Here is a 13,384-nt window from a genome sequence, read left to right on the forward strand (position 1 = left end):
CATGGCGGATGCAACTCCCAAGAGCGTACTTACGGCGCCGCTGACGAAGAACAACCCCATCGCCCTGCAGGTGCTTGGCATCTGCTCGGCGCTGGCGGTCACCACCAGCATGAGTGTTTCGCTGGTCATGACCCTGGCTGTCATCTTCGTCTGTGCCTTCTCCAACCTGTTCGTATCGCTGATTCGACATCACATACCCTCATCGATCCGTATCATCGTGCAGATGACCATCATCGCATCGTTGGTCATCGTGGTGGATCAGGTACTCAAGGCGTTTGCCTATGAAATGTCCAAGCAGCTGTCTGTCTTCGTCGGCCTGATCATCACCAACTGCATCATCATGGGCCGTGCCGAAGGCTTCGCCATGCAGAACAACCCGAAGATGTCCTTCATCGACGGTGTCGGCAATGGCCTGGGCTATGGTCTGGTACTGATGTTCGTCGGCTTCGTGCGCGAGCTGTTCGGCTCTGGCAGCATATTCGGTTTCACCATTCTGCAGCCCGTTCAGGACGGGGGCTGGTACGTGCCCAATGGCCTGCTTCTGCTGCCGCCCTCGGCGTTCTTCATTATTGGTCTGATGATCTGGATCATTCGTGAAGCGCACCCCGAGCAGGTGGAGGAGAACGAGTTCAAGATGAAGCACAACACCGAACCCAAGGAGGCCGTGTAACATGGAACACTATATTAGTCTGTTCGTTGCCTCGGTCTTCGTCGAGAACCTGGCCCTGGCGTTCTTCCTGGGCATGTGTACCTTCCTGGCGGTGTCCAAGAAGGTCTCGGCAGCCTTCGGCCTGGGGATCGCGGTCATCGTGGTGCTGACCATCTCCGTGCCGGTCAACAACGTCATTTACAATGGCCTGTTGGCGGAAGGGGCACTCACCTGGACGGGTATCGCCGGTACCGAGAACGTCGACCTCTCTTTCCTGGGGCTGCTGAGCTATATCGGCGTCATCGCCGCCCTGGTTCAGATTCTCGAGATGTTCCTCGACAAGTATGTGCCTGTGCTCTACAACGCCCTGGGTGTGTTCCTGCCGCTGATCACCGTGAACTGCGCCATCCTTGGTGGCGTGCTGTTCATGGTCGAGCGCAACTACAACTTCGGCGAGTCCGTGGTCTATGGTTTCGGCTCCGGTGTGGGCTGGGCGCTGGCGATCACGGCTCTGGCGGGTCTGCGCGAGAGGCTCAAGTACAGCGATGTGCCCGCTGGCCTGCAGGGCCTGGGCATTACCTTCATCACCGTGGGTTTGATGTCGCTGGGCTTCATGTCCTTCTCCGGCATTCAGCTCTGAGCCAGGGCGCGTTTCCGGCGACGTTATCCGTCGCCGGGAATCAGGTTACTCACAGCAAATAGGAAACCGACATGGTTGCAACATCTGTCATCTTGCTCGGTGTGTTCATGTTCACCCTGATCGTTATCAGTCTGACGGGGGTGATCCTGGCAGCTCGCAGTAAGCTCGTGAGCACCGGGGACGTGACCATCGAGGTCAATGGCGACCCCGAGCACACCCTGACTACCCAAGCCGGGGGCAAGCTGCTCGATACCCTGGCCGCCAACGGCATTTTCCTGTCGTCGGCCTGCGGCGGCGGTGGCTCCTGCGCCCAGTGCAAGTGCCGCGTAGAAGAGGGCGGCGGTGCCATCCTGCCCACCGAAGAGTCCCACTTCACCATGCGCGAGAAGAAGGACGGCTGGCGCCTCTCCTGCCAGGTACCGGTGAAGCAGGACATGAAGGTGGAGGTGCCCGAGGAGGTCTTCGGCGTCAAGAAGTGGGAGTGCGATGTCATCTCCAACCCGAACGTTGCCACCTTCATCAAGGAGCTCAACCTCAAGCTACCCGAAGGCGAGAACGTCGATTTCCGTGCCGGCGGTTACGTTCAGCTGGTGGCGCCGCCCTACGATATCAAGTTCTCCGACTTCGATATCGAGGAGGAGTATCGGGGCGACTGGGAGAAATTCGACCTGTTCAAGCTCTCCCACAAGAGCAACGAGGAGGTCATCCGCGCCTACTCCATGGCGAACTATCCGGAAGAGGTGGGGATCCTCAAGTTCAATATCCGTATCGCCACGCCGCCGCCCAACACCAGCCATCCGCCGGGCCTGATGTCGACCTATGTCTTCAGCCTCAAGGCGGGAGACAAGGTAACGGTGATGGGGCCCTTCGGTGAGTTCTTCGCCAAGGAGACCGACGCGGAAATGATCTTCGTCGGCGGCGGTGCCGGCATGGCGCCCATGCGTAGCCACATCTTCGATCAGCTCAAGCGCCTGAAATCCCAGCGGAAGATCTCGTTCTGGTACGGTGCCCGCTCCTGGCGCGAGACGTTCTACAACGAGGAGTACGACCAGTTGGCCGAGGAGTTCCCCAACTTCGAGTGGCACCTGGCACTCTCCGACCCGCTACCCGAGGATAACTGGGAAGGCCCGACCGGTTTCATCCACAACGTGCTGTACGACAACTACCTCAAGGACCATCCGGCACCTGAGGACTGCGAGTACTACATGTGCGGGCCGCCCATGATGAACGCGTCTGTGATCAAGCTATTGCTTGACCTGGGGGTGGAGCCCGAGAACATCCTGCTGGATGACTTCGGCGGATGATCTCACTCGCTTCACGGCGATTTTCAGGGCTGGCCCATGGTGGGCCAGCCCTGTTCATGTTCCTCCTGATGATGCTGCCCATGGCGCTACTGAGCGCCTGTCGCAGCCAGCTTCAGGAGCAGCTGTACCAGGGTACTGCCCTGGGCACGGGTTACCATATCACCCTGTATGCCGATCTCGATGCACAAGAGCGGGAACGTATTGCGGTCGGCATACAAAGTGAGCTAGCACACCTCCAGCAGCAGCGAGATGCCCTTATGGGGTCGCTTGCAGCCGCCTTTTCCGGCGCTGCGCGGCTACCGTTTGCGCCTCCCATATCACTTGGCGACGAATTGGAACGTCTATTACACGCGCTTGCCGTCGATCATCTTACGGAATGGCTTACCGATCATGATGTCGAAAACATGATGGTCGAGGTTGGCGGTGTGATTCGCACCCGCGGGCTGCCACCCGGAGGAGGCTGGTGGCTATCTCTCGAGCATGCGGGACTGCCGGAGCAGGGCGCGGGGCCTCGAATCAACCTCACAGGTGCTGCACTGGTGCATCGACAGGTCAGGCCCACCCCCGTGACAATACCTGCTCTGCCCAGAACCTTGGGAATCAGCGTGGTGGCCGACACTGCCAGCGAGGCATCGCGTCAGGCGCTGTTACTGATGGCCGCCGACCAGCAGAATACGACGATGAGCCAGGTGCTGGGGATGGATAGTGCCGCCCGGCTCGTTGTCAAGACACCACAGGGTGTTGAAATTCTCTACACCGCGGCAATGGAGCCGTGGCTCGAGCACTAATTGTGAGGAGCGCGACATGAACATTTTCTTCTTGGTTCTCGGTTTCATGCTGCTCGTCATGGCTGCCATGGCGATTGGCGTGATCATGGGGCGCAAGCCCATAGCCGGCTCCTGCGGCGGGCTCAATAACCTGGGCCTAAAGGACGGCTGCGAGGTTTGCGGTGGCAAGGATGAGATCTGCGAGGAGGAGAACCGCAAGAACAGCCGCAGCGCTCGTCGCAAGAGTGATGAAAGCCGCGGCGCCGACCTGGGGTACGATGCAACCCGGCGCTGATTGCCATCCTCAACCAATATGCTAGGGAAAAGGAGAAGCGAGAGTCCATGGCAGTTCATAACTATGACGTGGTGGTAATCGGGACCGGCCCCGCCGGTGAGAGTGCGGCTATCAATGCTGCCAAGCACGGCAAGCGAGTTGCGGTCGTGGAGAAGCAGCCGGTGGTGGGCGGCAACTGTACCCACTGGGGCACGATTCCCTCCAAGGCGCTGCGCCACCAGGTCAAACAGATCATGGCCTTCAATACCAATCGCATGTTTCGCGATATCGGTGAGCCTCGCTGGTTCTCTTTTCCCAGGGTCATGGAACGCTCACGGGTCACCATCGACCAGCAGGTCGAAATGCGCACCCGATTCTACGCCCGAAATCGGATCGACCTGTTCAGCGGTGTGGCACGTTTCAAGGATGAGCATACGCTGCTGATTCGTGATCGGCAGGAGGCGCTGGAAGAACTTGTCGCCCAGAAAATCGTTATTGCCACCGGCTCACGCCCCTATCGGCCAGCGGATATCAACTTCCGTCACCCGCGTATCTACGAATCCGACACTATCCTCAGCCTGTCGCATACTCCCCGAACGCTGATCATCTTCGGTGCCGGTGTCATCGGCTGCGAATATGCCTCGATCTTCTCCGGCCTGGGCGTCAAGGTCGACCTGATCAATAACCGTGACAGCCTGCTCTCCTTTCTTGACGATGAGATCAGTGACGCGCTCTCTTATCACCTGCGCAAGCACGGGGTGCTGATTCGTCACCACGAAGAGTATGAGCGCGTCGAGGGCGATGAGTCCGGCGTTACGGTCTACCTCAAGTCGGGCAAGAAGCTGCGCGCCGACGCCTTCCTCTGGGCCAACGGACGAACTGGCAATACCGATGAACTCGGGCTAGAGAATATCGGACTGGAGGCCAATGGCCGAGGTCAGCTGCAGGTGGATGATCACTACCGCACCGCGATCCCCCACATCTATGCCGCCGGTGACGTGATCGGCTGGCCGAGCCTGGCAAGCGCTGCCTACGACCAGGGTCTCAACGCCTGCGACGAGCTGCTCGACAGGGACTATCGCTACGTCAACGAGGTGCCCACGGGGATCTACACCATCCCGGAGATCAGCTCCTTCGGCCGTACCGAGCGGGAACTGACCGAGGCCCGGGTGCCCTATGAAGTGGCGCAGGCCTTCTTCAAGGATACGGCCCGTGCGCAGATTACCGGGGATACCGTCGGGATGCTCAAGATCCTGTTCCACCAGGACACCCTGGAGATCTACGGCATCCACTGCTTTGGTGACCAGGCCTCGGAGATCGTCCATATCGGCCAGGCGATCATGCAGCAGAAGGGCGAGGCCAACACCTTGAAGTATTTCGTCAACACCACCTTCAACTACCCCACCATGGCCGAGGCCTATCGGGTGGCGGCGCAGAATGGTCTCAATCGGGTGTTCTGATCCTGGTCAGAGTCCACGCAAGTGAAAACGGCGCCCAAGGGCGCCGTTTTCAGTTCTCCGGGTCAACCTGATGGGCAAAGCACGGTGGCGAGGCCGGTTCGCAATCGGCGACATCCTCGTCCTGCAGGGCCTGGAGCAGAGCATCCCGCAGCAGTGGCAGGTGGGAGTCGTCAAGATGGCGGGCAGCCGAAAGCAGCGTCAAGCGCCCGCGTCGGGCATGGCGCATCAGGGGCATCAGGCAGGCAGGGTCATCGCGAAGCTCGCCTCGGTAGCGTGCAGCGAAGACGGTTTCGCTGATCTCGTCCTGATGATACTGGCGCCTGAGCAAGGTGGAGGGCGAAGCGTCCCGATACCACTCCGTGAGGGCCAGGCTCTCGCGGCGCTTGCCGCGAGGCCAGAGGCGATCCACCAGCACTCGGGCGCCATCCTCCGTCTCGGCAGGGCTATAAATGCGCTTGAGGACAATGTCGTAGCTCATGATCTGATTCTTCCTGTGACCAATGACGATCTAGTACGTCTTCAATGCCTCTTGGGCCTGTGCCTGCCACTGGCCGGGAATATCCGCCGCTCTCGATAAGGCACGCTGGGCTTCCTCGTCGCTGCCTTGGTTCTTCAGTGACAGCCCCAGGTTGAGCCATGCCACGGCAAATTCATCATCATGATGAACAGCCTCGCGGAAGGCATCAATGGCACCCGGCATGTCGCCGATCCCATGGCGAGCATTGCCCAGCGCGAAGTGTCCCATGGCGGACGTTGGAAAGCGGCTGACCAAGGCTTCCCAGGCGGGTAGTGCCGCCTGCGCCCCCTGTACCTGCTCAAAGGAGGCGATCGCATCGAGGGCACGATATGCGCCGATCGCCTCTGGAAGCTGCCCCGCTGGCAGTGCAACGAAAGCCCAGCGATCACTTCGTGCCCAGGTGGCATCGAAGCGGCGGAAGGACTCGATGCGCTCGGGTTCCTCGCCACTGTGCAGGATCAGCTCCTCGGCCTCTCGATCGTAGCCGATGGCCACGGCGTAATGCCACATGGGCCAGGCAGGAAGTGCCAGGTTTTGCATTACCACTACCGGATGGCCAGCCGCGATCTCGATAAGAAGAGCATCGAAACTATTGTTCAGTACGTAGGGTATGAGGCCATGGCGGCGGGTGGTCGCCAGCATTTCCGGCTGAACGCTGCCCTCCCGGTCCGGGATGAAGACCTGTGGAATCAGGGTGTCCACCGCCACATCCACACCCTGGCTGTTGAGCACCATGGCAAGCGAGGCCGGGCCACACTGGTACTCCTGCTGGGCATGGAATGGTACGCCTTCGATATTCGCCCGCATGGGAAGGGAAGCTTCCGTGGCATCGGCCAGCTGCGGGCTGGTGGCACACCCAGCGAGCATCATCGAGAGGGCCGACAGCAGAACGCCCGCAAAGCGGGCGTTCAAGAGCTGCCTGAATCGGCGAGCTGTCATAACGCTTCCTGTCAACGCGTGAAGGGGAATACGTTGGTGAGACCGAGAATATCGGTAACCAGCAATACGACGAAGACGAACAGCAATGCACCGACGACACTGGCACCCGCCGGCAGCTGCTCGAGTTGCTCGGCCATTTGGCGTGCCTCTTCATCGGAAAGAGCGGCTACACGAGCTTCCACTTCATCAAGGTCCACACCCTGAGCAATCAGCTGTTCCTGGACGTCGGCCCGGGAGAGAATCTCGTGAATGCGCTCGCGATCGGCATCGGGCCGCTCGGCACTGAGGGCTGCCTGGGTGGTCACAAGATCACTGGCAGGCACGGGGGCGGCCGTGGCGACGGAAATACTTCCCAGCAGCATGGCGATGATCAGCAGCGGGCTGAGATAACGGTAGAGTCTTTTCATGGCGATCTTCCTTCTTTTTGGTTTGGGCTTCCGGCTCTTGAATGATCCGTATCGCTGTCACGGCGAGTGGGATGCGTCCTGCACTCCAACGATGCCTTCTTAGTATAAGCAGAAAGGCCGTGATATTTCATGCTCTTGCATCATGTAAATTGGCCGGCTCAGGCGACACGTGTGCAGTTTCGCCCATTCGCCTTGGCTCTGTAGAGTGCCTTGTCGGCGCGTGAGTAGAGCGAGTCGAAGTGTGAACCCTGCCCCTGTCCCGTGGCCAGGCCCAGGCTGACGGTGAGTGTCGTCGGCGCGCCGAGTGTCGGTTCGGTGAGCCCAGCGATATGGTGTCGAATGCGTTCAGCGAGTTCAAAAGCCCCTTCCGACGGTGTGTCGGGCATCAGAATGCAAAACTCCTCGCCGCCGATCCGGGCCACAAAATCGGCCTGGCGTATCTCTTCCTGGATAGCGTTGGCAAAGGCCTTCAGCACTCTATCACCGGCTGGATGCCCCAGGCTGTCATTGAGCTCTTTGAAGAGATCAAGGTCGAGCAGCGCTATGCTCAGCGGCTGGTTGTTGCGCAGGCTCTGCTCATGAAGACGACCTGCGACTTCAAGAAGATAGCGCCGGTTGCCAAGTCCGGTCAGCTCGTCGGCCAGGCTGAGACGTTTCACGGCTTCTCGTTCCCTGTGCAGACGTAGCAGGGCGAGCATGAGCCCGCCGACCACCATCAACACCAGTACGACCAGGGCACCGATTGCCCAGGTGAGTCGTTCCATTGTTAATCGCTGCTCGGCGGCTGCGACGTGGATGAGCTCGTTGAGCTCGCTATAGGCCCATGACAGCTCGTTCTCGATCACGTAGCCGAGTCGCGTTAGTCCATCCGGGGCGGCTCCCCCCAGTACGTCATCGATGTGGTGTTGCAGCTCCGGCATCTGCTCTTCTACACGACGCAGCCTGTCTAGCGCCGAGGCATAGGCCCCTGAATCAAGTTGGCTTCTTTCCAGGCCATAGGTGACACCGTCGATATGCTGGGGTATGCGCCACAGCAGATTCTCGAGGCGCTCCTGGTCTAACTGCGGTGTCGGTGACTGTAGTCTGTCCAACGTGTGGCGAAGCAAAACAGGGTGCTGCTGGGCCCGCACCACATCGGCGACCAGTGCCGCGTAGTTGGCCCCCACGTGCTGGCGAGCATTGATCATGTAGAACCCTATGGCCAGGGCACAGACGCCCGCCAGCAGGGTGAACCCCAAGGCCATCTGCCAGCTCAGGGCGCGGTAATGGCGTTGGCTCATTGGACCTGGATGTCTCGAATCGACCAGATCCAGTGCGTCATGCTCGCCGTGCCGACTTCAACGGCCTGGGCATCGGCGGGTACGATCAGCATGGTGGGGCCGAACTCCTCGAGCGTCAGGGGATCACCATCCAGTCGCGTGGCGAGCAGGTAGCGCGTCTCTTCACGATCCTGGGGGGAGATGAAGACCGTATAGTCATCGTGGGCGATAAGCCGCAGCGTGGCGGAAACGTCAAGGTTCTGGGAGGTGAGAAAGTCGTCCAGCCACACGCCCGCGAAGCTCCCCTGGGGGCCTTCGAAATGCTGAAGTGTCACCTCATGGAGGGGGGATGACTCGATTTCGGCGCGACTGACCGGACGGCGCTCGCCGTCGCTGTGCAGCGTGAGAATCGGCGTCTCATCCTGTGACGGGGTGAGTTCACTGGGGGCGGCAGCGGAGGCTTGGACGGGCGCCATGGCGAGCGCCACGAACAAGCAGGTCGTCAGGGCGACCAGTGAAAGCGTCAGGCGTAAGGGACGGCTCATGCAGGTGGCTCCCAGGCAGGGTTTTCAGTGGGATGATCGCAGTATTTCGGGGCGAATATCTGACGCAGAGTTAACGCTTTAAATCGAGGCGTTAACCCACACGATATGAGGAGGGGAGTTCCGCGAGTAGGCCACGGCCGCCGGCCAGGGTCAGGGCCAGATCGTGCAGGCCGTTCCACAGTGGCAGAGGGCTGGCACCCTTGATCGCCAGGTCCAGGCGTTGGGCCAGGAGCAGGAGCTTGTGCAACCGCTTCATAGGCAGTCGCGCGATGGCCTGCTGATAGGCCGGTCGACGCTTGTCGAAGATGGCGGGTTTCTGGGCCTTGCAGGCGTGTTCGAAGCTCTGGCCCTGGTACAGATGCTGATGAAGAGAGAGCAGGGTGCGCAGCTCCCGGGTCAGTGCCCAGAGTACGATCGGCGGCTCGACACCTTCGCCACGCAGCCCGCGAATGATGCGCGAGACCCGCTCGCGCTCTCCCTTCAGGCAGGCATCCATCAGCGTGAAGACGTCGTAGCGGGCGCTGTTTTCGACGCCTCCGGTGATCTCGGTGGGACCGATACGGGTGCCCTTGGGTAGCAGCAAGGAGAGTTTCTGCAATTCCTGGTCGGCGGCCAGCAGGTTGCCTTCGGTACGCTCACCCAGCATGCGGGCGGCATCGAGCTCGAGGGACAGTTGGTATCGCTCGGCGCGATCCCGCAGCCAGTAGCCTAGACGGGAAGGGTCCACCGGCCATACCGGAACGAACAGGCCAACCTTGTCGAGCGCCTGAAACCAGGCACTCTTCTGCTGACGATAGTCGAGCTTGCCCATGGCGATGAGCAGCACATCATCGCTGCCCTGGAGCTCTCCAGCGTGCTCCTTCAAAGCCTTAGCGCCTTCCTGCCCCAAGCTGCTTGAGCCCAGCCTGAGTTCGATCAGCTTGCTGGAAGCGAATAGTGACAGGCTGGCGGCAGTTTCACGCAGCCTGCCCCAGGCAAAGTTGGCTTCAACATTCAGGATATCGCGCTCTTCGATGCCGCGGGAGCGGGCCGCCGCCCTGACGGCATCGCAGGCTTCCATGTGTTGTAGAGGCTCCTCACCGGCGACGATGACCACCGGGGGGAGTTTCTTGGCCAGCGCATCGGCAAGCTTGTCGGCAAAGACCTTCATCGTTTTTTCGTCATTCCAGAGAACGCAGCTCGTCCAGCAGCCGGCGGGTAGCATCGCGGCGCAGCTCCTGCCGTGCCTCTTCGCGGATATCCTCCTGAGCCAACAAGTTGTCATCGCTGACTGTAAAGCGGGTAACGACCTCGATCTGCCGCTGAGGCAGTCGATAGGCCCCATCGGATTGCCGCTGAACCGAGTAGGGCACCCGGAGCTCCATTTCCACCTCGCGGGGCCCCGTTCCCTGGATGCCGAGGGGGCGTTCACGGAACGCCTCGGCACCCAGGTTCAAAACCAGTGGCGCCTGGGCATGCACACGGGTATCGCCGGATTCCAGCCTTTCCCGCACCATTCCGACAAGGTCGCTCTCGCTACCGGCGATGGCGATCTCGCTGAGGGCCGGGCCGGTCGCATCGAGACCTCTCAGACGATAGCCACAGCCTGTGAGGCCGAGACTGGCGCTGCCGGTCAGCAATAACCCGAGGAAGGTGCGTCGCTGCATTGATCGACTCCTGGGGGCGTTACGCCACAACGATATTGACCAGCTTACCGGGTACCACGATCACCTTGCGGACCGTCTTTCCCTCTATGTGACGCTGAACGTTCTCCGCGGAGAGCGCCTGAGCCTCGATATCGGCCTTGTCGGCGTCTGCCGGTGACTCGATGCGTGCCCGCAGTTTGCCGTTGACCTGCACTACCAGCTCCAGGGTATCGCGAGCCAGGGCTGATTCATCCAGCTGCGGCCAGGAAGCGTCGATGGCCGCTTCCTCATGGCCAAGGCTGTGCCAAAGAGCGTGACAGGCGTGCGGCGTTATCGGTGAGAGCAGCAGTACACAGGCCTCGATGGCTTCCCGTGCCACGGCCAGGCCTTGGGGGGAGGTGCTGTTGCTGTCAGCCTGAAAGCGGCCCAATGCATTGGAAAGCTCCATGACCGCAGCGATGGCCGTATTGAAGGTGGTGCGACGGCCGATGTCGTCGCTGGCCTTCTTGATCGTCTCATGGGTCTTGCGGCGCAGCTCACGCTGGGCATCGTCGAGCGAGGCACTATCCAGCGTGCCTGGCGCCCCGGCCTCGAGGTGTTCAAAAACGATTCGCCAGAGTCGCTTCAGGAAGCGGCTGGCGCCTTCCACACCAGAATCGGACCACTCCAGTGACTGCTCGGGCGGCGCGGCAAACATCATGAACAGGCGCACGGTATCGGCGCCGAAGCGGTCGATCATCGACTGCGGGTCGACGCCGTTGTTCTTCGACTTCGACATCTTCTCGATGCCGCCCATCTCCACCGGCTGGCCGTCTTCGATCAGCACTGCGCTGATTGGGCGGCCCTTTTCATCGCGCTTGACCTCCACGTCGGCGGGGTTGAACCATTCCTTGCCGCCGTTGGGCGTCGAGCGATAGAAGGTCTCGGCGATCACCATGCCCTGGGTGAGCAGGCGCTGGAAGGGCTCGTCGACCTTTATCAGGCCCAGGTCGCGCATCAGCTTGGTGAAGAAGCGCGCATAGAGCAGATGCAGGATGGCGTGCTCGATGCCGCCGATATAGAGATCCACCGGCAGCCAGTAGTCGGCACGCTCGTCGAGCATGGCATCGTGGTTATCGGCACAGCAGAAGCGCGCGAAGTACCAGGAGGACTCCATGAAAGTATCGAAGGTGTCGGTCTCGCGCACCCAGCCGTCTCCCAGGTCCGAGAACTCAGGCATGCGCTTCAGCGGCGAGCCGCTGGCATCGACGGTGACCTCCATGGGCAGGGCGACCGGCAGTTCCTCGTCGGAGAGCGGCACGGTCTGGCCCTCGGGACCGTATTTTACCGGGATCGGTGCGCCCCAGTAACGCTGGCGGGCAACGCCCCAGTCGCGAAGGCGATAGTTGGTCTTCACCTCGCCGCGGCCGAGGGACTCGAGCCTGGCGGCGATGGCATCGAAGGCCTGTGCGAAATCGAGGCCGTCGAATTCACCGGAGTTGATTACCATGCCGTACTCTTCCAGGGCTCCTTTGGAGAGGTCCGGTGCCTGACCATTCTCGTCGGCGATCACCGCTTCGATCGGGAGGCCATACTTGGTGGCGAATTCCCAGTCGCGCTGGTCATGGCCGGGCACCGCCATAACCGCACCGGTGCCGTATTCCATAAGGACGAAATTAGCCACGTAGACCGGCACTTCTCTTCCGGTCAGCGGATGCACCGCAACATGCCCGGTGGGCATGCCCTTCTTCTCCATGGTGGCCAGCGCCGCTTCGGAGGTTCCGCCACGGGCGCACTCTTCGCAGAAGGCGGCCAGCTCGACGCTGTCCCTGGCAGCCGACTTGGCCAGCGGATGACCGGCCGCCACTGCCACGTAGGTCACCCCCATCAGCGTGTCGGGGCGGGTGGTGTAGACCAAGAGCGCTTCAGCACCACTGCCATCGGCTGCCTTGATGTCGAAGCTGAGTTCGACCCCCCGTGACTTGCCGATCCAGTTGCGTTGCATGGTCTTGACCTGCTCGGGCCACTCGATAGTGTCGAGATCGGCCAGCAACTCCTCGGCATAGTCGGTGATCTTGAGAAACCACAGGGGAATCTCCTTCCGCTCGACCAGGGCGCCGGAGCGCCAGCCGCGGCCCTCGATGACCTGTTCATTGGCCAGCACCGTCTGGTCCACCGGGTCCCAGTTGACGGTGGACATCTTCTTGTAGACCAGCCCTTTTTCCACCAGCTTGGTGAAAAACCACTGCTCCCAGCGGTAGTAGTCGGTATCGCAGGTGGCGAACTCACGGCTCCAGTCGTAGGCGAAGCCTAGTGCCTGGAGCTGGTTGCGCATGTAGTCGATGTTGTCATAGGTCCACTTTGCCGGTGGCACCCGATTCTGGATCGCCGCGTTCTCGGCCGGCATGCCAAAGGCGTCCCAGCCCATGGGCTGCATCACATTCTTGCCCTGCATGCGCTGATAGCGAGAAACCACGTCACCGATGGTGTAGTTACGCACATGCCCCATATGGAGCTTGCCGCTGGGGTAGGGAAACATCGACAGGCAGTAGAACTTCTCGCGGCCGGTGTCCTCCACCGCCTTGAAGCACTGGTTTTCGTCCCAGAACTTCTGGGCGTCACGTTCGGTCTCTTGGGGCTTGTACTGAGCGTCCATCGGTCTAAACAGGCACCTTGCGTTGACTGTAACAAAATGTGGTCATCATGGGGCAGTTGACCTAGAGCGTGCTATGCCTTGGTCGACTATGGTCTACGATTGTCTGTGCCTCGGCACACAATGACACGGGCTAGCATACCCCACTAGCCTGCCTGCGGCCACGCTGAGCCGAAACCTCACCCATGACCAAGCATCACCTGAGCTTGGTGCGATGACCAATTTTCTAAGCAAGTTAGGTTGATGCTATTAAGGTTGAGTTAAATAGCGTCGGATACGTAGTGTGAAACTGTGGTTAGCCAAACAGGATCAAGTGTTGCCCAGGATCAGGGGTTCGCCATGTAGAGTTCTCGTGAATTTGGTGTG

14 protein-coding genes are annotated in these 13,384 nt (G+C 60.6%); 6 read left to right on the plus strand and 8 right to left on the minus strand.

The window, feature by feature from the left end; genetic code table 11:
- Nucleotide 1: 1 nt before the first annotated feature.
- The 6 genes from LOKO_RS04610 (at nucleotide 2) to sthA (ending at nucleotide 5,094) form a co-directional block, all read left to right on the plus strand.
- Nucleotides 2-670 (plus strand): NADH:ubiquinone reductase (Na(+)-transporting) subunit D, encoded by a 669-nt coding sequence (locus LOKO_RS04610; RefSeq protein ID WP_066445683.1) that lies wholly within the window; start codon nucleotides 2-4, stop codon nucleotides 668-670.
- A 1-nt stretch (nucleotide 671) separates the two neighbouring features.
- Nucleotides 672-1,289, plus strand: a complete 618-nt coding sequence (nqrE, locus tag LOKO_RS04615) for an NADH:ubiquinone reductase (Na(+)-transporting) subunit E (protein WP_066445691.1) — start codon at nucleotides 672-674, stop codon at nucleotides 1,287-1,289.
- Nucleotides 1,290-1,360: 71 nt separating this feature from the next.
- Nucleotides 1,361-2,593, plus strand: coding sequence for an NADH:ubiquinone reductase (Na(+)-transporting) subunit F (gene nqrF, locus LOKO_RS04620; RefSeq protein WP_066445694.1), 1,233 nt, complete (start codon nucleotides 1,361-1,363; stop codon nucleotides 2,591-2,593).
- Nucleotides 2,590-3,381: a hypothetical protein gene (locus LOKO_RS04625; protein ID WP_066445695.1), complete on the plus strand. Its 792-nt coding sequence runs from the start codon at nucleotides 2,590-2,592 to the stop codon at nucleotides 3,379-3,381. The genes nqrF and LOKO_RS04625 overlap by 4 nt, the downstream gene beginning before the upstream one ends.
- A 16-nt stretch (nucleotides 3,382-3,397) precedes the next feature.
- On the plus strand, nucleotides 3,398-3,655 hold the full coding sequence (nqrM, locus tag LOKO_RS04630; protein WP_066445697.1) for a (Na+)-NQR maturation NqrM: 258 nt from the start codon (nucleotides 3,398-3,400) through the stop codon (nucleotides 3,653-3,655).
- A 47-nt stretch (nucleotides 3,656-3,702) separates the two neighbouring features.
- Nucleotides 3,703-5,094, plus strand: a complete 1,392-nt coding sequence (gene sthA / locus LOKO_RS04635) for a Si-specific NAD(P)(+) transhydrogenase (RefSeq protein ID WP_066445701.1) — start codon at nucleotides 3,703-3,705, stop codon at nucleotides 5,092-5,094.
- A 49-nt stretch (nucleotides 5,095-5,143) separates the two neighbouring features.
- On the opposite strand, the gene LOKO_RS04640 is transcribed toward sthA, so the two are convergent.
- The 8 genes from LOKO_RS04640 to leuS all read right to left on the minus strand — a co-directional run bounded on the left by LOKO_RS04640 (nucleotide 5,144) and on the right by leuS (nucleotide 13,021).
- Nucleotides 5,144-5,572 carry a DUF488 domain-containing protein gene (locus LOKO_RS04640; RefSeq protein WP_066445702.1) on the minus strand — a complete coding sequence of 143 codons (429 nt, stop codon included), beginning with the start codon at nucleotides 5,570-5,572 and terminating at the stop codon, nucleotides 5,144-5,146.
- 30 nt (nucleotides 5,573-5,602) lie between these two features.
- On the minus strand, nucleotides 5,603-6,550 hold the full coding sequence (locus LOKO_RS04645) for a PA2778 family cysteine peptidase (protein WP_066445705.1): 948 nt from the start codon (nucleotides 6,548-6,550) through the stop codon (nucleotides 5,603-5,605).
- Nucleotides 6,551-6,561: 11 nt separating this feature from the next.
- The gene (locus tag LOKO_RS04650) at nucleotides 6,562-6,957 is read right to left on the minus strand and encodes a PA2779 family protein (RefSeq protein ID WP_066445709.1); all 396 of its coding nucleotides are present in this window, start codon (nucleotides 6,955-6,957) and stop codon (nucleotides 6,562-6,564) included.
- 158 nt (nucleotides 6,958-7,115) lie between these two features.
- Nucleotides 7,116-8,237, minus strand: a complete 1,122-nt coding sequence (locus LOKO_RS04655; protein WP_066445711.1) for a GGDEF domain-containing protein — start codon at nucleotides 8,235-8,237, stop codon at nucleotides 7,116-7,118.
- Entirely contained in the window at nucleotides 8,234-8,761 is a 528-nt protein-coding gene (locus tag LOKO_RS04660; protein ID WP_066445714.1) for a hypothetical protein, read from the minus strand. Before LOKO_RS04660 ends, LOKO_RS04655 begins: the two co-directional genes overlap by 4 nt.
- A gap of 91 nt (nucleotides 8,762-8,852) precedes the next feature.
- On the minus strand, nucleotides 8,853-9,911 hold the full coding sequence (gene holA / locus LOKO_RS04665) for a DNA polymerase III subunit delta (RefSeq protein ID WP_066445723.1): 1,059 nt from the start codon (nucleotides 9,909-9,911) through the stop codon (nucleotides 8,853-8,855).
- A 10-nt stretch (nucleotides 9,912-9,921) separates the two neighbouring features.
- Nucleotides 9,922-10,407 carry an LPS-assembly lipoprotein LptE gene (locus LOKO_RS04670; protein ID WP_066445728.1) on the minus strand — a complete coding sequence of 162 codons (486 nt, stop codon included), beginning with the start codon at nucleotides 10,405-10,407 and terminating at the stop codon, nucleotides 9,922-9,924.
- Between the two features lie 19 nt (nucleotides 10,408-10,426).
- The gene (gene leuS, locus LOKO_RS04675) at nucleotides 10,427-13,021 is read right to left on the minus strand and encodes a leucine--tRNA ligase (RefSeq protein ID WP_066445730.1); all 2,595 of its coding nucleotides are present in this window, start codon (nucleotides 13,019-13,021) and stop codon (nucleotides 10,427-10,429) included.
- Nucleotides 13,022-13,384 lie beyond the last annotated feature (363 nt).

This window comes from Halomonas chromatireducens (genome assembly GCF_001545155.1).
In the GTDB taxonomy this organism is placed as follows: Bacteria; Pseudomonadota; Gammaproteobacteria; order Pseudomonadales; family Halomonadaceae; genus Halomonas; species Halomonas chromatireducens.